At 45.4% G+C, this 19273-nt stretch carries 18 protein-coding genes; 4 read left to right on the forward strand and 14 right to left on the reverse strand.

The window, feature by feature from the left end; translation table 11 throughout:
* Positions 1 to 269: 269 nt before the first annotated feature.
* Complete coding sequence (locus QE390_RS09695) at positions 270 to 455, reverse strand: hypothetical protein (protein ID WP_307141982.1); 186 nt, start codon at positions 453 to 455, stop codon at positions 270 to 272.
* A gap of 301 nt (positions 456 to 756) precedes the next feature.
* Here QE390_RS09695 and QE390_RS09700 point away from each other — a divergent pair, with 301 nt between their 5' ends.
* Positions 757 to 1002 (forward strand): helix-turn-helix transcriptional regulator, encoded by a 246-nt coding sequence (locus tag QE390_RS09700; RefSeq protein WP_307141983.1) that lies wholly within the window; start codon positions 757 to 759, stop codon positions 1000 to 1002.
* A gap of 49 nt (positions 1003 to 1051) precedes the next feature.
* Here the strand turns inward: QE390_RS09700 and QE390_RS09705 are convergent, their stop codons facing one another.
* A complete protein-coding gene (locus QE390_RS09705) occupies positions 1052 to 2503 on the reverse strand; it encodes an amidohydrolase (RefSeq protein ID WP_307141984.1) in 1452 nt (483 codons plus the stop codon).
* A gap of 43 nt (positions 2504 to 2546) precedes the next feature.
* Positions 2547 to 3962: an amidohydrolase gene (locus QE390_RS09710; protein WP_307141985.1), complete on the reverse strand. Its 1416-nt coding sequence runs from the start codon at positions 3960 to 3962 to the stop codon at positions 2547 to 2549.
* 461 nt (positions 3963 to 4423) lie between these two features.
* On the opposite strand from QE390_RS09710, the gene carA reads away from it, so the two are divergent.
* The gene (carA, locus tag QE390_RS09715; protein ID WP_106636762.1) at positions 4424 to 5533 is read left to right on the forward strand and encodes a glutamine-hydrolyzing carbamoyl-phosphate synthase small subunit; all 1110 of its coding nucleotides are present in this window, start codon (positions 4424 to 4426) and stop codon (positions 5531 to 5533) included.
* Between the two features lie 176 nt (positions 5534 to 5709).
* On the opposite strand, the gene QE390_RS09720 is transcribed toward carA, so the two are convergent.
* The 8 genes from QE390_RS09720 to nadB form a co-directional block, all read right to left on the reverse strand.
* Positions 5710 to 6585: a DUF4249 domain-containing protein gene (locus QE390_RS09720; protein ID WP_106636763.1), complete on the reverse strand. Its 876-nt coding sequence runs from the start codon at positions 6583 to 6585 to the stop codon at positions 5710 to 5712.
* Positions 6586 to 6588: 3 nt separating this feature from the next.
* On the reverse strand, positions 6589 to 8946 hold the full coding sequence (locus QE390_RS09725) for a TonB-dependent receptor (RefSeq protein ID WP_307141986.1): 2358 nt from the start codon (positions 8944 to 8946) through the stop codon (positions 6589 to 6591).
* A 387-nt stretch (positions 8947 to 9333) separates the two neighbouring features.
* A complete protein-coding gene (locus QE390_RS09730) occupies positions 9334 to 9927 on the reverse strand; it encodes a Crp/Fnr family transcriptional regulator (RefSeq protein ID WP_307141987.1) in 594 nt (197 codons plus the stop codon).
* Positions 9928 to 9993: 66 nt separating this feature from the next.
* Complete coding sequence (locus tag QE390_RS09735; protein ID WP_307141988.1) at positions 9994 to 10539, reverse strand: hypothetical protein; 546 nt, start codon at positions 10537 to 10539, stop codon at positions 9994 to 9996.
* A 117-nt stretch (positions 10540 to 10656) separates the two neighbouring features.
* A complete protein-coding gene (locus tag QE390_RS09740) occupies positions 10657 to 11718 on the reverse strand; it encodes an NAD-dependent epimerase/dehydratase family protein (RefSeq protein WP_106636767.1) in 1062 nt (353 codons plus the stop codon).
* A gap of 89 nt (positions 11719 to 11807) precedes the next feature.
* A complete protein-coding gene (locus QE390_RS09745; protein WP_106636768.1) occupies positions 11808 to 13751 on the reverse strand; it encodes a KUP/HAK/KT family potassium transporter in 1944 nt (647 codons plus the stop codon).
* Between the two features lie 109 nt (positions 13752 to 13860).
* On the reverse strand, positions 13861 to 14577 hold the full coding sequence (gene trxA, locus QE390_RS09750) for a thioredoxin (protein WP_106636769.1): 717 nt from the start codon (positions 14575 to 14577) through the stop codon (positions 13861 to 13863).
* A gap of 125 nt (positions 14578 to 14702) precedes the next feature.
* Entirely contained in the window at positions 14703 to 16280 is a 1578-nt protein-coding gene (gene nadB, locus QE390_RS09755) for an L-aspartate oxidase (protein ID WP_106636770.1), read from the reverse strand.
* A gap of 135 nt (positions 16281 to 16415) precedes the next feature.
* Here nadB and QE390_RS09760 point away from each other — a divergent pair, with 135 nt between their 5' ends.
* Together QE390_RS09760 and QE390_RS09765 are read left to right on the forward strand one after the other, a co-directional pair.
* A complete protein-coding gene (locus QE390_RS09760; RefSeq protein ID WP_307141989.1) occupies positions 16416 to 16922 on the forward strand; it encodes a hypothetical protein in 507 nt (168 codons plus the stop codon).
* Complete coding sequence (locus QE390_RS09765) at positions 16922 to 17251, forward strand: hypothetical protein (protein ID WP_307141990.1); 330 nt, start codon at positions 16922 to 16924, stop codon at positions 17249 to 17251. Before QE390_RS09760 ends, QE390_RS09765 begins: the two co-directional genes overlap by 1 nt.
* On the opposite strand, the gene QE390_RS09770 is transcribed toward QE390_RS09765, so the two are convergent.
* The 3 genes from QE390_RS09770 to QE390_RS09780 are packed head-to-tail and all read right to left on the reverse strand — an operon-like array spanning position 17246 to position 19154.
* Positions 17246 to 18145 (reverse strand): carbon-nitrogen hydrolase family protein, encoded by a 900-nt coding sequence (locus QE390_RS09770; RefSeq protein ID WP_307141991.1) that lies wholly within the window; start codon positions 18143 to 18145, stop codon positions 17246 to 17248. The genes QE390_RS09765 and QE390_RS09770 overlap by 6 nt on opposite strands.
* A gap of 2 nt (positions 18146 to 18147) precedes the next feature.
* Positions 18148 to 18753: a GNAT family N-acetyltransferase gene (locus QE390_RS09775; RefSeq protein ID WP_307141992.1), complete on the reverse strand. Its 606-nt coding sequence runs from the start codon at positions 18751 to 18753 to the stop codon at positions 18148 to 18150.
* Positions 18753 to 19154, reverse strand: a complete 402-nt coding sequence (locus tag QE390_RS09780; RefSeq protein WP_106636775.1) for a nuclear transport factor 2 family protein — start codon at positions 19152 to 19154, stop codon at positions 18753 to 18755. The genes QE390_RS09775 and QE390_RS09780 overlap by 1 nt, the downstream gene beginning before the upstream one ends.
* Positions 19155 to 19273: the final 119 nt, after the last annotated feature.

The raw sequence follows: 19273 nt of genomic DNA on the forward strand, positions 1-19273 counted from the left end.
AAAAATGAATAATTGAATTTATATGTATTATAAGTATTTACTAAGAGAATATTTTAATTTATTTACAATGAAGCTATTATTATTTGTGTATTATGGTATTGAATGTAAGAAGTATACGCATTACTTAGAGATTAAATCAACGCAGAGTAATGCATATACTTCTTAATTATCACACTTAATAGAATGATATATTATTCAACATAGCAACATAAATCTGAAAAAAATAATGCAATGTTAGTATCTAAGATACTAAATACACTATTTCTCGGTTAGAAGATTATAAGTCTACCATTGAATAAATGATCATAGGCTGCGTTATACATATCTCTTAAGAGGTGGCAATCTGCTAAATCTCCTCCCTTAATTGATTCCAGGGTGATATCTCCTTTCTCATGAGTGCTTAATTTTTTCTGATTAACATCAGCTTTCAGAGCTTCCAATGATAATTTTTTCATATAATATTTGACTTAGTGTTCTGCAATCTCCCGTACTGAACCAGACAGAACCTTGGATTGCTTAAGCAAAGTAAGCTAAGGGCTATTGTATCAAACATCAAATAAGCGGTATATATTATTTAATATTTAATAATATTAATCTGATATTAATTTGTTTATAACAGAAATATTTTGCATGAAAAAGCTATAAGTATGGACTGTATTCAATTTAGTTAAACAACTAAACCGATAGTTATTATTCGGTTTTTAGATAACTAAAATATTGAGTTTTTTTACGTAAGTTTTATAATAAAAAATAAGTATGCTAATTGATATTGGTAGTATATTGATTAAAGCCCGGCGTCAACTTCGGTTGTCACAACAGGAAGTAGCAGAAAGTTTAGGGGTTTCTCAAAGCACGTATAGCAGTTGGGAGGCTGGAAAAGCCTTTCCTTCCTTGGAACAACGAATTATACTGGCTGAACTATTAAGAATTCCTACTGAATCTCTATTGGGTGAAGAAATGTGGAAACGGATACAATCGCTGATTGGTAAGAAAAAGGAATAAAAAATCCGCATCGTTAAACGCGGATTTTTATTTACGAATATCAGAGAGATTACTTCGTCACGACGGCATTTTTCCGGAAATCCAAAGGAGGTTTCATCTCGAATCCAATCAGAGGTTTGTACTGAAATTCTGCCCCACGGCGTTTGGATAGTTCTTCTTTCGCCTGTTTAATAATAGCAGGGTTACTAAACAGTTGAGCTCCTGAGAGGGCAATAATTTTAGCAGCATTACTCATTCCTTTAAAGCCAATACTCATTCCGTCGGCAGCAGTGGCCTGCCAGGTATGAGCAGCCGTTCCCGGTACCCAGGTGGCCGTTGACAACCCTGCTGTTGGTACTAGCCAGCTAACGTCTCCTACGTCGGTAGAGGCAGGAAAGTAACCCATTTTGAAGGGTTGAACCGTGGCTGCTTCGGAAAGGGGGGCAACTTTTCCCTCGAAAGATTCTCGCAGCTTGGTGGCAAATTCCATTTCAGCAGGGGTATAGATCACACCACCGACTTTCTGCAAACTGGCATCCATTACTTTGGACAGGGTTTCGTTGGGTAATAAATTGAAAAGTCCTGATTGTACTTCTACCTCCATTCGAGTGCCGGTTCCCTGGGCTGCCCCTTTGGCTGCTTCCACCACACGATCCCAGATTTTCTCCGTTTCCTCTACATCAGGATGACGAACCACGTACTCTACTTCCGCATAATCGGGAACAACGTTAGCAGCTAAACCACCTTTGGTAATGACATAATGAATCCGTGATTTTTCGGGAACGTGTTCCCGCATCAGGTTCACCATGTAATTCATCGCTTCTACGCCATCCAGAGCCGAACGGCCCCGGTCGGGAGCGGCGGCGGCGTGAGCCGTTTTTCCGTAAAAACGAAACAGTCCTGATTTTACCGCCAGACAGGTGGTAGCCGAAGCATTATTACTAGTGCCTGGATGCCAATGCAAAATTGCGTCTACGTCATCGAAAAGACCACTACGGGCCATGAACACTTTTCCTCCACCCCCTTCTTCGGCAGGTGTTCCGTATAGGCGAATTGTGCCAGCCTGTTTGGTCTGAATCATCCAATCTTTCAAGGCTATGGCCGCAGCTACCGAAGCCGTTCCGAATAAATTATGGCCGCAACCGTGTCCCGATGCCCCTTCTTTTAATGGTTTTTGAACCGGTACGGAATCCTGGGACAAGCCTGGTAAGGCATCGTACTCAGCTAAAATGCCAATAATGGGTTTGCCGCTACCGTATGAAGCTACGAAAGCCGTTGGAATATTTGCGGCATTGGATTGAATCTGAAATCCAGATTTCTGTAACGTTTCTTTAAGCAAAGCGGAGCTTTTCGATTCCTGATAACCCAGTTCAGCGAAACCCCAGATTTGTCGGGCCACCTGGCAATAATCCTGGTACTTTTTGTCAATCTGATTTAGAAGATACTGCTGGCTATTGTCTTTCTGAGCCTGTGCAGCCCAACTGCCTAGCAGTAAAACTGCGAGATAGAAGTATTTTTTCATGCAAAAATTGATTAGTTAAGGGATGAAATAGGTACTGATTATGTTACTTCCGGTAATCCAAAGCGGGCTTACGATCACCCAGTAACGCTTCGTATTTAAAGTTTTTACCCCGCAATTCCTCCCATTCTTCTTTCGCTTTTTTCACTAAAGAAGGATCATTATAGAGATCAATTGCGGTTAATGCGAGGGTTTTTGCTGCGACCATCATTCCTTTCACGCCAATGCTGGTACCACCAGCAGCTACCGCCTGCCAGCTATGAGCCGCCGTTCCCGGAACCCAGGTAGCGGTCGTTAACCCTACGGTTGGTACCACCCAGCTGACATCCCCGACATCAGTAGAGGCAGACCCTAATAAACTGGCGGCCGAGTAAGGAGCGATTTGCTGAGCCGTGCCGCGTTTAGGCAGGGAGCCAAAAGAAGCTCCGAACGTTTCTGAAATCTTATCGGCAAATTGCTGTTCAGCAGGGGTGTAGGTAAAGCCCCCAACAGCTTCCAGATTTTTGTGCATAACGCTGGATAAAGCGTCTACGGAAAGCAGGTTATACACCCCACCAATTACTTCCAGCTCCATTTGTGTTTCTGTACCCAGAGCGGCTCCTTCGGCAGCTTTGGTAATGCGTTTCCAAACGTTTTGTAAGATACTCCGGTCCTTATGACGGGCATAATAATAGACTTCAGCAAAATCGGGCACTACGTTAGGGGCTTCACCGCCCTTGGTAATGATGTAATGAATTCGGGTGTCCTGTGGAATGTGTTCCCGCATCATGTTCACCATGTCATTCATGGCTTCTACACCATCCAGAGCGGAACGACCGCGTTCGGGAGCCGCAGCGGCGTGAGCGGCAATACCTTTAAATCTGAATTTGCCCGAAATATTAGCTAGTGAAGAAGAAGGATTAGCGGCATTCGCATCGCCCGGATGCCAGTGCAATGCCACGTCGGTATCATTGAAAATTCCATCCCGAACCAGGTATACTTTACCCGAACCTCCTTCTTCTGCGGGTGTTCCGATGAGTTTTATGGTTCCAGTTTTGCCGGATTGTTTAAGCCAGTCTTTTACCGCAATGGCAGCTGCGGATGAACCCGTTCCGAACAAATGGTGACCGCAGGCATGACCCGCCCGCTGACCTTCAATGACCTTGCGTTCGGGGGTAGCTTCCTGAGCCAGTCCGGGTAAGGCGTCGTATTCAGCTAGAATGCTAATGACAGGCTTTCCGCTTCCGTAGGTGGCAATGAAGGCCGTCGGAATACCCGCCACGCCTGATTCAATGCTAAACCCAGCCTTTTTTAACTCCGCCTGCAAAAGAGCGGAGCTTTTCGTTTCCTGGTAACCTACTTCGGCGTAATCCCAGACTTTTTTGGATATAGCCCCGTAGTAATCCGTTTTGTCCTGCAGATTGGAAATAACTTTCTGCTTGTCGGCTTGAGCCTGAGAAAAGCCTATGGTAAGGGCAAGCATACCGAAACTAAGGAGGATTTGCTTATTCATAAAAGAAATAAAAATGAAATTTAGTCAATAGGGTATAGAAAGTTTAGCTTGTCTGTCCCTCACATTATCAGGAATGCGTATAGCAGAAAATCGAATAAATCGCTAGTATCTGCTATTTGATGCTACTAATCAACTGCTAAACATAAAAATACATATTGTTCATTCTTTGCAATTGTATATATATGAAATATTATTCTGGCTATATGGCCTTTAGTGGTTTTATTCAATTCCATATTTGAATAGTTGTAATTAGGGTCTAATTCCAATTAAACTGAACTATTTTTCTCAAAAGTTTATTTTTTAAGGAGCTTAGCTTTGAAGCTTTTCAGCTAGAAGAAGTATCTTTGTCCAATTTGTGGAGTAAATAACTAATCGCACATAATGCCCTTGTTAGTCTTTTCGGCTCGCAAGGGCTTCTTTACGAACCAGGCATGAGCAATCAAACCAAGGAAGCCCTCCTTTTATTAGAAGACGGCACAACTTTTCGGGGTACCGCATTAGGCAAAATTGGCACACACGGTGGCGAAATTTGCTTTAACACGGGCATGACCGGCTATCAGGAGATCTATACCGATCCATCCTATTTCGGTCAGGTGGTTGTCAATACCAATGCACATATCGGAAATTACGGCGTATTGCTGGATACGGAAGAGGAGTCGAATAGCGTGAAAATTTCAGGTATGATCTGTAATTCCTTTTCGCCCATTCATTCCCGGAACGTCGCCGATTCGTCTTTGCAGGAGTATTTTGAAAAAGCTGGCATCGTGGGAATTAGCGACGTGGATACGCGTCAGTTAGTACGTATCATCCGCGAACGTGGAGCGATGAACTGCATTATTTCTTCGGAAATTCTTGATCCTGAAGAATTAATGGTTGAGCTGAAAAAGCTGCCTTCGATGGAAGGTCTGGAGCTTTCTTCAGTGGTAAGTACGAAAGAACCTTATTTCGTAGGGAATGAGGACGCGAAATATCGCGTGGCAGTAATGGATTATGGTACGAAGAAAAGCATTCTTAATAACTTCGCTACCCGTGATTGTTACAGTAAAGTATTCCCTGCTAAAACACCAATCGAAGAAGTATTAGCCTGGAATCCAGACGGTTTCTTTATCTCCAACGGCCCTGGCGATCCAGCGGCGATGGACTATGCGGTTGATACCGTGAAAGAGATGGTAGAAACCGGAAAGCCTCTGTTTGGGATTTGCCTGGGTCACCAGCTACTGGCAGAAGCGAGCGGTATTTCGACGTATAAAATGCACCACGGCCACCGTGGTCTGAACCACCCTGTTCAAAACCTGATTACGGGTCTGTGTGAAATTACTTCTCAGAACCACGGTTTTGCGGTTAATGCTGAGGAAGTAAAAAATCACCCTAACGTCGAGATCACGCACGTAAACCTGAACGATAAGACAATCGAAGGCATTCGCCGTACGGATAAGCCTGCGTTCTCGGTACAGTATCACCCCGAAGCCGCTCCTGGTCCTCACGATTCTCGTTACCTGTTCGATCAGTTTGTGAACATGTTAGCTCAGGTAGAAGCTTAAGATCATTCGTGATTCACAATCACTTGCGATAGAAAAGCCGATTCTGTATTGAATCGGCTTTTTCGTTTACTAGATATAGTCCTAAAATATAAGTTGGCACAAAAAAGCCTCAGAGCATATCTCCAAGGCTATACCTAGTAGCTAATAACTGTCAATTTATGCTAGGACGAGGGCCATTAAGGTACCGTTTGCCTTCGTTGGTATACGGCTCCAAACACCCCTAATCCATTCCTGATGTTAGAAGGTACCAGCGAAGGCTCCGCAAAGGGATTATTTCCATTTTGCTTTTGAAGCTGCGAAGCTTTCAGGAAGTTATAGGCATTTACGTCAAATTGCATCAGTAATAAATCCGTACTTCTCGGATTTCGTATGGTAGAATCCCGCCCGGAAATTCGTCCCATAAAAGTTCGAGCATAAAGCTGGTTGTTACGAATGACATCATCCGTTTCAAAATGATCCCAGACGGTCTGAATTCCGTTAAAAACTGAATCCTGTCCGCTGGTGGTTTGAAGGGTATCGGCGTAGGCCCACTGCCGTCCCAATGCAAAATATTGCCGCTCGGTTGGAATGTTTCCACCCCACACTAACAAATAGTTATTATAAACCCGATAGCCCCGGTTATCCTGAATGTACTCAATGCCATCGATTCGCCAGCGTAAGTTAGACGCCCGGGTAGGAATGGTGCAAGTGGCTTCAATAGATTCGTAACCCGGAGCGGAAGCTTTAAGGGTATAAGTAGTACCGGCTCGCAGACGTATTTTGGCGTTAGTGAGCGTTCCAATCCAGTAGTCATCTCCGTGAAAAGGTAAAGTAACCGTTTGCTGGCCGTCGCTAATGGTAACCGTTGCATCGGTAATGATACTGGCGTCAGAAGAGCCCACCATGGGTTCGTTCGTACGTAGCGAAACCCGGATAGTTGCCTCGGTGGGGTTAAGGTAAGACTCCACTACCATTTTGGGGGTATAAGGAATCGGAATGGAATCAACAGGCTCCTGGCAGGCCCATAAGCCCGCGAAGCATAACAGCAGTAGTAGAGGTAGTAATGTCTTCATGGCTCAAAACTTGAAACTATACGACACGCTGGGAATAATAGGAAATAACGAAACCTGCGTCAGCACCCGGTTGTTACGGGTTGGCGTGCTTTGGGAATCATCGATGTAATAGAAAAACGGATTTTTACGACTATACGCATTGTAGAGGCTCACTTCCCAAGTACGGCTGAAACGTTTTTTCTTTTTGTGAAACTGAATGCCTACGTCCAGGCGATGATAAGGAGCCGCACGAAAACTGTTTCGCTGGCCGTAATCAGAAATGCGGGTAGGAAACGAAGGCACAAATCCTGGCTGCGTGGGTCCACTGATTTCAAACGTGCTCTGAGGTAGTGAAATCGCCTGCCCCGTACCGTATACCCACGTAGACGAGAGGGTAATGGTTGGTTTCAGGTGATAAATTCCCACCACTGAGATGTCATGACGACGGTCATAACGAGCCCAGAATTTTTTGCCGCCATTGAGTTCCGCAAACTGATTCTGAATCCAGGAGAGCGTATACCCCACCCAGCCAGTCAGGCGACCCGTTTTTTTCTGGACAAAAAATTCGCTGCCGTAACTCCAGCCTTGCCCAGCCGTAATCTGTTCTTCCCAGGAACGTGAATCAGAAGCTTCCGTGAGTGACTCCAGGCCCGTGCTAGCCAGAAAGCTGGAGCCTTCTTTATAGGAGAGAATGTTATCCATCTTCTTATAAAAACCTTCTATCGTAACTGAAAACTGGGAGTAATCTTTAGCAACGCCCAAGGCAATCTGCTGCGATTGTTGAGGAGCCACGTTTCGGGTGGTCGGCACCCATAAGTCCGTTGGCAAGCCTACGCTGGAGTTAGAAAGCAGATGGATGTACTGATTCATCGTTGCGTAGGAAGCTTTCAATGCCCAGTGACGAGGAAAAGTGTAAGACAAAGCCAGCCGAGGCTCTGGGCGGCTGTAGGTTCGTCCCTCAGTAGCGAAGTAACTCATGCGAAGACCCGCATTAATCCGAAGAGCTGAGAAAGGGTGATAGGTATCTTCCAGGTAGATGCCTCCTTCATAGCTATCCAGCGGCTGAATTTGGGATACATTCTGAGAAATAATGGAATTCTCCAGTGTGATGGTATTGGGCAGAAACCGGTGAGAGGTTACCGATAAACCCGTCTTAATACTATGCTGAGGAATGGGCGACCAATCGAAATCTGTTTTAGAAGTAAAGTCCCGAATGGTCGATGAATTTTGTAAATTAAACTGACTCGTAAGGTTATTAAAAGTTTGCGAACTCTGAGCATTCACCTGAAAGGCATAATGACTGAAAAGCAGAGTAGTATTAGCAAATAAGCGATTGCTGAATAAATGATTCCAGCGAAGGCTGGCCGTTTTATTACCCCAGTCAAGCCCGCCGCCCTGCTGGTTATTCCTGATTTGAGACCGGAATGAAAATCGGTCCTGCCCTAAGTAACCACTCAGGTATACTTTGTCCTTTCGTCCAAAGTCGTAGTTCAGTTTCGCATTCAGATCATAGAAGTAATAGCTTCCCTGGTTTTCCGCCGGTAATAAGGGTTTTAGTAAAATGTCAACGTAGGTTCGACGACCAGAGATGATGAAGGAAGATTTATTTTTTTGAATGGGTCCCTGCAAAACAAGTCTACTGGAAATCAGACCGATGCCCCCTTCGCCGTGGAATTCTTCCTTATGGCCTTCCTTCATTTGCATTTCAATAACGGAAGATAATCTCCCTCCGTAACGGGCCGGAAATCCGCCTTTGATCAGTTCAACGGATTTTAAGGCGTCGCCGTTGAAAATGGAGAAGAAACCAAACAAGTGAAAGGCATTATAAACCGGAGCTTCGTCGAGAATTAAGAGATTCTGATCGGGCCCGCCGCCCCGAATATAAAGTCCCGAATTCCCTTCGGAGCCTTTTTGGACCCCCGGTAACAGTTGTAAGACTTTCAGCATGTCTTTTTCTCCCAGTAGAGCCGGAACATCTTTCATTTGCTCGATAGGTACGGAAATGGCTGACATCTGCACTTTCTGCGATTCGCGAGTCTGATAATTTCCGGAGACTACCACTTCCTTCAATTCGGCATTACTGACCAGAAGTTGCCAGTTCATTTCGAGATTCCTCGTCAGGGCCAGTTTTCGGGACTGACTTTGAAATCCAATGCTGGAGACAACGACTTCCAGGGTATCACTCAGGGGTAAGGTTAAGGAGTAGAAGCCGTACGTATTAGTGGTGGTTCCTTTCTGAACAGCCGGAACGGATACGGTAACACCGGGCAAGGATTCGCCCGAGCCGCTTTCGCGAACATAACCGCTAATAGTGACGCGTCCAGACTGAGCCTTGGTAAAAAACGTAAGAAGTAATAAACCCAGGGTAACATATACTCTCATGCAAATACGAGGCAGGGCAACAGTAATAGGTTTAGAAATGTAAACGAAAAACGCTTGTACCGCAAACTTGTTATAAAATATTGACTTTCAGCCAAGGAAATGAGTTCTCTAGGGCTAAAACGCGAATTGGAGTCAAACTAAAACAAGAGTGGCTACGGTCAAAAGATCGTAGCCACTGAATGAGGTTAACAATAAAGTGGGTTGGTGAATACAGCCGCCCTAAAAGCGAAATCAGGAAAGGTGGAGGGTTGAACGTAGAAGTCTTTAAAGTAAGCAGCACATTTGCTTCTTTTAATGCTACAAAATAAGAGGATTAGAACGGAAGGAAATTTGCGAAAACGCAAAAAAGGAGTTGCGTTTTCGCAACAAATGTATGTACAGCTATTTTTAGACCTTGCTTAATTGGGTACGGATACGGCTGATCTGGAAATAACTCATGTTGAGATAACTGGCCAGAACACTCTGAGGGAGTCTTCCCCGAAGGTTCGCGTATTTGGAATCGAAGAGCTTATATCTTTCGACGGGCGAACGCGTACAAAGCAGTTGTAAACGAATGTTATTATAAATGAGATATTCTTCCGTAAAGCGAAGAATGAAATGAACGTAATCAGGATAATTCAAACGAAGCTCTAAAAAATCCTGGTAATGCAGGCGGTATACAATGCTTTCTTCCAGTACTTCCAGATATAGATCGGAGGGGGTTTGACGGTAAAAACTTTCCGTGGCCATTCCAACCCCTCCTTCCGCTACGATCCAGGCCGTTACTTCTTTACCTTCTTCCAGATAATACCCTCGCATTAAGCCCTTTTCAATAAAATAAAAATATTCACTCCGTTGTCCGGGTGTTAAAATCAACGAACCTTTAGAGTAGATACAGGGCCTAAGAACCTGCAATAACGCTTCTTTCGTTAGATCCGAAAGAGGATATAACTGGGTTAAGGCTTCTGCTAATGGGCTGGCTTTTTCGGACTTGGATACCATATGTTATACGATACGAGTCGTCAATGTTACAAATATATGCTGATAATCTAGCACATGAATTTGATATTATTGTACAAGAGTAGTGATTCGGAAGGGCTTGGGATCTCCAATAAATAGTTGTTGAAAACCCTCTATTTGATAAGAGCTCAGGCGTCCATCCGTGCTCTCCAGCGTGAGTATTTTTTCGGATTCAAACAGATAATTTTTCTCCAGCATGGTTGCTTTTATCTTACTAGGACGGTTCTGTTCGTCCCGGATAACTTCCAGAAACTGAATCGGTAAATGCTCACCCTGACGAAGTCGGTAAGAAACGGTATTAGCCGATAAAGTATCTATGAAATAGCTCTGAGTATAAGCGGGTTTGTTAATATCTGCCTGAAGAAAAAGTTCTAGTTCTTTCGTCCAGTCGATTTTAGGAGTTACCAATGTTTCTGATTCTTCATTCACACTAACCTCTTTACGAACCACCGGATTTGTCTTTTTTAGCATGGCAATCTGAGACTCAACGTAGCCTTTCAGATCAAAGTAAGTCTGGGGTTTGGAGCTGGACTGTTTGGGACTATTCTGACAGCCCACCGTAATCAATAAAAGTCCGAATAATAGTTTTTTCATGCCTAGAAAATAAAGAAGGAGAATTGAGAATAGATGAACAGAAAAAAAGCTTTTTCCATTCAAAGTTTCTCAATTCTCCGGCGTATTACTAACCGTTTTTAGAAACGGCCTGTTGTTTTATTTTAATACGTAACTCAGTTGTTCTGCGTTTTCTTCTAGCCACTCGTGCACTTCTTCCACGATTTGGCGGATGGAAATTTCGGGTTTCCAGCCCGTCATTTCTGTTACTTTGGTATTATCAGTAATGTATAATGGAATATCTGCCGTACGACCTTCAGTAATGGGTTTAATCGGAATGGTTTTACCCGTAACTTCCTGACAAATTTTAGTTAATTCCACGAGCGAAGTACTGACTTCAACGCCGCCTCCTACGTTTAAAATCTCGCCATTAACCTGATCAATATGGTGTAACTGCCAGTCTACCAAACGGTATAAATCGGCTACGTGGAGCATATCGCGGGTTTGCTTACCCGTACCATTAAAGCCAATATACGCCAGTTGTTGTTCGTAAAAGTGTTTAGCAACCCAAAGCACCATAACGCCCTGATCGGCCTTACCCATTTGCCAGGGACCCGTCAGTACGCCGCAACGGTTAATAACGGTTTTCAAGCCGTAAAATTCGTTGTATTCGTGAATCATCAATTCCGAAGCCAGTTTGGTTGCTCCGTACAAGGAACGGGCTCCCTCAAGGGGGAAATACTCACTGATCCCTTTGGCATTGGCTCCGGGCAAAGGCTGTTCTTCAGTTAAGGCAAAGCGGGTTTCTTCTTCCTGATAAGTCAGTTTTTCCAGCGGTTTAATCGGGTAAATCCGGCTGGTGGACAGAAAAACAAAAGTGGCTTTGTGCTTTAAGGCGAAGTTCAGACAGTTAATCGTTCCAACAAGGTTGGTATTGATCAGGTAATCGGGAGAACCATTCAGACCCGCTAAAACCGAAGGCTCGGCTGAAGCTTCAATAACTGCATCCACGGCAGGAATAACGTCGAAATCTTCTTTGGAGCGAATGTCGCCGTGAACAAACTCAATACCCGCTGATTTCAGACGGTTAATGTTCAGTTCGGAGCCTCTTCTTTTCAGGTTGTCAAGGGCATAAATTTCGTAAGAAGGATAATTCTTCTTAAGGTTGAGGGCCAGAGAGGAACCCACAAAACCGGCTCCTCCGGTAATTAAGATTTTCATAAGTAGTAATAAATCAGCTAAATTTTATGGGAAGAATAGGTCATCAGAAGGTGACATTCTTCCCATAAAATTTAGTATAGGGATGGTTTCTAATCCGTAACTCTTTTTAAATTAAATGTTTGGGCGGGGCGGATAATAAGCGGTACTTTTTCAATCTTAACCGCCGAACTATCCAGACCAAACCAGCGGTCTTCGGAAGTCGTAAACGTTTTGATGTAGAAGTAAGCCTGCATGGTCATGCGTTCCCAGAAGGGAAGATCGTTTTCGAACGACAGGAATTTTTCCAACACAACGAAACGGAAATCACCAATGACGTTCTGTTTACTTAACGACTCGTAACGGCTGGTAATATCCACTTCCTTATTTTTTACCATATCCTGAATCACGCGGCGGAAATAGAGATTAATCCGTTGTTCGACCCGGAAGCCCAGTCGGAAAGTCACTTTAATGACATCGTCGGGAGCAATTACGTTTACCTTATATTCCATCGTATACGGATCATCTACGGTATCAACGTGCACAAACCAGTAAATATCCGCCCGTTTGGGTCGTTTCTGGAAGATAGAGTAAATCACTTTCGATTCAATTTCACTCACTCGTGACGCATTAGACATGAAAATCAGGTGGGTAGCATACTTAGGAATCGACATATCCCGACTCAGTTCTTTCAATGGGTCGATATAATCAGAAAGTTTGACGTATTCGGTCAGACGGGCTTTGATATTAAAGGCTCGCAGCCAGATAATCATGACTATCGCAATGGTCGAACCGATGAGCAGAGATACCCAGCCGCCGTGCGTAAACTTCAGCAGGTTTGCAACCAGGAACGAAGACTCGATAGTTAGGTAAACGACCAAAAAGAGAATAACTCCGTAGAACATGAACCGATGCGTATAGAGGTAGTACGCCATCAGCATGGTAGTCATTAACATGGTCAGGGTAATGGCCAGACCATAGGCCGCTTCCATATTGGTGGACTCACGGAAGTATAAAACGACGGCCATACAACCCGCCCAAAGTAACCAGTTGACACTAGGGACGTATAACTGACCTTTTTCATTGGAAGGGTAACGCAACTTTACTTTAGGCCAGAAGTTCAACCGGATGGCTTCAGAAATCAGCGTAAATGAACCCGTAATCAAGGCCTGACTGGCAATAATTGCCGCCATTGTGGCGATGGTAATACCCGGTAATAAAAACCAGTCGGGCATCATTTCGTAAATGGGTTTCCGCCCGCGAAGAAATTCGCCGTTATGAGCCATTAACCAGGCTCCCTGGCCGAAGTATTGCAACATGAGGCAGGCCTTTACGAACACCCAGGAGACCCGAATGTTTCCACGGCCACAGTGACCCATGTCCGAGTACAAAGCTTCCGCCCCAGTAGAACAAAGGAAAACCGAACCTAATAACCAGAAACCAGAAGGCTCATGAGCCAGCATGTCGTAGGCATAATAGGGATTGACGGCCCGGAGAATCGTCCAGTCTTGTGCAATCCAGATAATACCGAAAAAGGCCAGCATGCTGAACCAGATGAACATCATCGGTCCGAACGAGCGGCCTACCAATTGCGTGCCCAGGGCCTGAATCAGGAACAGAACCGTGATAATGGCCAGAATGATGTAGATAATGTAATGATCCAGATGAGGATACCGCATTTCCAATCCTTCCACAGCCGAAGCTACCGACATGGGTGGGGTAATGATACCATCGGCTAACAGAGCCGCTCCGCCAATAATTGCGGGAATGGTTAACCAGCGGGCGTGCTTCCGAACCAGCGTGTACAAGGCAAAAACACCGCCTTCACCTCGGTTATCGGCCCGTAAAATAAGCACTACGTATTTCACGGTGGTCAGTAAGGTAAGCGTCCAGAGCACGCAGGAGACGGCTCCTAAAACCAGACGTTCTGAAATGGGCTTATCGCCCATAATCGCTTGCATTACATACAAGGGAGAGGTACCAATATCTCCGTAAATGATGCCCAGGGCAATCAAAAGCCCGGCGGCACTCACCTTATCCAGGTGTTTATGATCCATGTGGAAATTGACTAAAGAACCGCAAAGTTAAAGTATTAATGCGATGAGCTGTTTCGCTCAATCATAGAAAAGCCGACTTGAACGGTTACGTAACGAATCGGCCTGGGGGTTATAGGATTTTTTCTACATCTCTTCGTAAACTGGCTTCATCCCGTAAACCAATCATCCGGTCAACAGGCTTTCCGTCTTTGAATAATAACAGTGTAGGAATAGCATCCACTTTGTACTGCTTCGCGACATCAGGATCACGATCGGCGTCGATTTTTAGAATCGTTACCTTCCCGGCCCAGTCATGTTTTAGTTTTTCCAGAATAGGAGCCTGTTGCTTGCAGGGTCCGCACCAAACGGCATAAAAATCAACCAGCACTACTTTGTTATCCTTGAGGGTCTGAGCTAATACGTCTTTGCCCTTGGGAGCAGGCATCATCGCCGGACGTTCGGTTGGAGCAATAACGGATTTGTTGGCGTTTGTCCATTTCAGGTAGCCACCGTCGAGGTTATATACTTCCTTGAAACCCGCCTTGGCGAGGTATTCGGCGGCCTGACCGCTACGTCCGCCGGAGTAACAATACACCAGTACGGGTTTATTTTTATCAAGTTTGGCAACTTGCTCAGCGAAGGCGTCCTGTTTTTTCCAGTCGATATTTTGAGCGTTGGGTAAATAACCCCGCTCATACTCAGAAGCCGTCCGAACGTCAAGTACCTGGGGTTTGCTGCTGAGTTTTCCTTCGAAAGCATTCACATCCAGGTTGGTCTGAGCAAAGGCCGAAAGGCTGCAAAGCCAGCCCAGCCCCATCAAGATTCTGAATTTAGTTAAAGAAAGCATGGAGATACGTTTTTAGATACTAGTACGAGGAAAGTTTGGGGTTTTGAGTTTAGGGTTGGAAGTTACAGAAGTGCTTTGGTTAAGAGTATCAACGTCAGCATAACTCAAAACCCCAAACTCGAAACTCACTTGATATTATCCAAATTATAATGCAGCCCTACATTTTCGCGGCGGGACATGGCCATTTTTATCACAAGATACGAAACGTTAATCATGTTACGTAATTCACAAATAGGAACGGAAACTTTCGATTCACGGTATAGCTGCTCGTGCTCCCGGTAGAGTAACTCGACGCGTTCGTAAGCCCGGCGTAAACGGCGGTTGGTTCGCACAATACCCACGTAATTAGCCATGATGCTGTTCAATTCCCGCGTCATTTCGGTGACCAGTACCTGTTCTTCGGGATGAGTCGTACCTGAATCATCCCAGTCGGGAACGTTGGCGGGAATTACCGCTTTGTGTAAATGCTCAATGGTACTTAAAAAGGCCCGGTGACCGAAAACGACGGCTTCCAGTAAAGAGTTGGAAGCAAGTCGATTCGCTCCGTGTAAGCCCGTGCAGGAGCACTCGCCTGCGGCGTACAGAAAAAGAATATTCGTCTGCCCGTGTTCATTCACCCGAACGCCACCACAGAGGTAATGCTGAGCTGGAACGACGGGAATCATGTCCGTTCGAATGTCAATGCCCAGATCAAGACAATGTTGGGTAATGTTTGGAAAGTGTTCCAGAAATTTCTCATAATCCGTATCCCGAACGTCCAGATAGACATGATCGGTACCGTTTCGCTTCATTTCGGAGTCAATAGCCCGAGCCGTAATGTCGCGGGGAGCCAGCGATAATCGTGGATCGTAGTTTTCCATGAAGGTCGAACCGTCCGCATTTTTCAGCACGCCGCCAAAGCCCCGAACGGCTTCCGAAATCAGGAACGAAGGTTTTTTGCCGGGTTGGTATAAACTGGTCGGATGGAACTGAATAAACTCCATGTTATCACAAATGCCCTTAGCCCGATAGGCCATCGCAATGCCGTCTCCCGTAGCGATGGTGGGATTGGTGGTGCTCTGGTAAATATTACCGATGCCGCCCGTGGCCAGCATGGTGGTTTTCGCCAGAAACTTATCTACTTCGCCCGTTTGAGTATTTAAAACGTAAGCTCCGAAACATTTAATGTCCTGTCGGTAGCGATAAACCGTTTCGCCCAAATGGTGCTGGGTGATTAACTCAACGGCGTAATAGTGCGTGAAAATGGTAATGCTGTCGTGCCGCTGTACCTCTTCCAGCAAGGCCCGCTCAATTTCGGCTCCGGTGATGTCTTTGAAATGCAGAATCCGGTGGTCGGAGTGACCGCCTTCCCGGGCCAGATCGTATTCTTCGCCATGGCGATCAAAGCGGGTGCCGTAGTCGATTAACTCCTGAATGCGGGCGGGAGCTTCAGTAACGACGATTTCCACAATCTTGCGATTGCTAATCCCGTCTCCGGCATCCATCGTGTCGTCAATGTGTTTATCAAAAGAATCTTCCTTCGACCAAACGGCGGCAATACCGCCTTGAGCGTATTTGGTATTGGTCTCATCGGCCTGCACTTTTGTGATTACCGCAATGGAAACAGGTTCCTGGCGGCTTTCGAAGTAACGGGCCAATTTGGTAGCATAACTTAGTCCGGCAATACCCGAACCAATCACAAGGAAGTCGTATTGGTGCGTCATAATTAAATCAAAAACGATTTAGTGGCTCGAAAGTTAGGAGATATTTGGGAATGGCTGGAATTTGCCGGGGGAAATGTGAAGGTATTTCGCTAAAAACGAGCTTACTTTGACTACAGACCCTGATGTTATCTTTTCATGAAATCCCTGCTAAAATTGGCCCGAGTCTGTGGCTTGTTTCTTTTACTTCTGGGCAGCTTTTCGAGCTGTACCGTACAGTTAGCACCGAGTTATAACCAGGAGCTAGTAACGGGTATTACCGCTCAGAATAAGGCAACCATGGAATTTTTCGCGATGGTAGCCCTGGGTGCAAAACAGAGTACCTATGCGAATCGGGAGCCTTATTACAACCAATTGATTGGTAGTTTCGATGCTCTGGTTACGCAGGCAAACGCCCGTTTTACTCCCCGGAATAAGGTTCGTCAGAAAGCGAATGAAGCGTTGAAGAAAAAAGGAATTCCGGTGCTGGAAGAAGGAGAAATTCCGAGTGCAACGGCTCTGGAGCGAATTTATACCACACTGGTAAAAATGCGGGAGACCGATCAGAAACAGGGGGTAACCCTTACGGAAGTACAGGCTTTTAAAGGCCAGATAAAAATTTATATGGATCAGGCATTGACCTACGAAAACGCTCTGGAACGCTAATGGCCCTCGACCTTACTCAACTCATAGCCGATTTGAAAACGGCCATTTCCGAAATTGTAGGCAAAGACCTGACCACCATTCGGGGTTTTCAGGAGCGTCAGCTAAAGGCCATTGCCCAGCAGTCGGCGTTAGTTTCGGCGGGTATTCTGACGGGTGATATTACGCCAGAAACCCGCGAATTTTTTCTGGATGGTCTGGAAGACATGGTGCTTAACTTTCTGAAAACGCTCCGGGGAATTCTTGAAGTAACCATTGAAAAAGCCTGGAACGCCGCCGTAAAAGTCATCTGGAATGCTATTGAAAAGGCGACGGGAGTTACGCTGTTATAACGTATATCGCCGAATCTTCACCTGATCTTCCATAAAGCCCATGTGCAACTGCTTATGGTCTTTGAAATTGAAGACGTGTCCGTCGGTTCTAACTTCCTGAATTTTTGACACATCCAGGGTTTGTACCAGCCATTCTTCGGCCTGAGGCGTATGCGTAGCAATGATTCCTTCTTCGGGCATGCCTTTGTCGGGGGTAGTGTAAAAGGCCGCAAAGCCATAGTTAACATCCACCGCGGGCGACCAGAGTGCATTACCTACGGTCTGCGAGACGACGGTATAGCACTGATTTTCTAAAGCTCTGGCCCGGCAACCGACGTGTACCCGCGTGGCTCCACGAATGGTTTCGGTACAGCTTGGAGCTATGATTACAGAAGCTCCCAAAGAACATAATAATTGAGAGCTGATGGAGAATTCGGAATCATAACAGATCTGAATGCCAAAACTTCCCCAGTCTGCTTCGAATAGGCTCAGGTATTTAGGAGCACTGGCAATGCCCCATTCCTCATTCTCAAAACGAGTCATGAAAAACTTATCCTGATAACCAATGAGTCCTTTCGGCGAAAAAACATAAGCCCGATTGTATAACTCTTGCTCTACCAGTTCGGGAAAACTGGGTGCGACGATTACGACTTTATACTGGTGAGCTAAGTCCGCGAATGTCTGACAAAAATCTGCTTTCAGAGCATCCATTTCCCGCACCTGCCGACGAATATCCTGCCGGATTTCCTCAGAAAACAGGCTGACCAACTCCATCGAACCGTATTCGGGAAAGACCAGTAACTCGGCCTGTTGCTGAACCGCCCGGCTTACCCAGCCTTCGGTATGAACCCGCCAGTCGGACAAGCTTTTATGTTCAGTAATCGGGTACTGGGCAGCGGCAATAGTAACGTTCAATTCTATACTGATTTAGAGGTGGGTGGAATGGGTTTAATCCAGTAAATCATGGATTTGGCCGTCGATTCAGTTTCTCCCAAGTCAGGCCATTCCATTTTGCTTTGCAAGGCGGGTTCCTGATGATACCCTCGCTTCTTCCAGAAAACATCATGCGGGCGATAATCCGCCGGACGAGCTGGATGATCTTCGGGCCTTACTACCGAACAGAAACAGGTCATTTCAAAGGTTCCGTAGCTTTGAGCATGAGCTTCGCGTTCGTCGAAAAAACGATGCCCTAAGCCGTGGCCCCGGTATTCAGGTAACAGAATACTTTCACCGAAATAAAAAATCCGGCTGACGTCCATGCCTGCTTGCTCAAAAGGCTCTCGTACTTCAGGCATTTCGTTTTCAAGCGGAATACAGGTCGTTGCTCCGATCATTCGGTCCTGATCGTACACCGCAAATAAAAACGATCGTTCGGCCTGGGTATAGGTTTTCAGATACTCTTTTTCGTAAGCTACGGAGCCTTCGTAGAGGTAGGGGAAATCCCGAAAAACCCGAATACGAAGCTGGGCCAGGTCATCGAAAACCTGCTCGATGGCCTGGCCTGTTTGGGTAATGTATTGCACTATTCAGAAACAAGTTTAATCCAGAGGGGCAGGTTATAATAGGTAGTTACCCGAGTGATTTTGCCTTCTTTTACTTCCAGAAAAGCCCCGGCGGGTAATACGTATTTCTGGCCGTGAGCTTCGGGTAATCCTTCTTCACCCTGTTTATAAACGCCATTTACTACGAATTCTGCAGCAACCCGCGTGTTTGTAGGTTCACTCAGGAAAACCAGATCCGTCAGGGTTTCTTCATAACTGGTATCCATGTGCTGAAGAAACTCGGTAAACTTTTCAATTCCAATTCGAACGTCGCCCTGATTGGCTTCGTGCCGAATGTCTGGGGAAACGAGGCTTAGCATGCCCTGCCAATTTTGCTGATTGAAGTAGGTGTAATACTGTTGAACGATTTCCAGTGCGGTCATGATGAATAAAACTTTTAAATGAACAGCCTAAATTATGCAAAGCTACCTTTCCGGCGAAAAGTTCAAATCAGAAGGTTGGTCTGGAATAACTTTTGATTTGGTAATTTGTTCGTAAGCTA

Source organism: Siphonobacter sp. SORGH_AS_1065 (assembly GCF_030818595.1).
Classification (GTDB): Bacteria; Bacteroidota; Bacteroidia; order Cytophagales; family Spirosomataceae; genus Siphonobacter.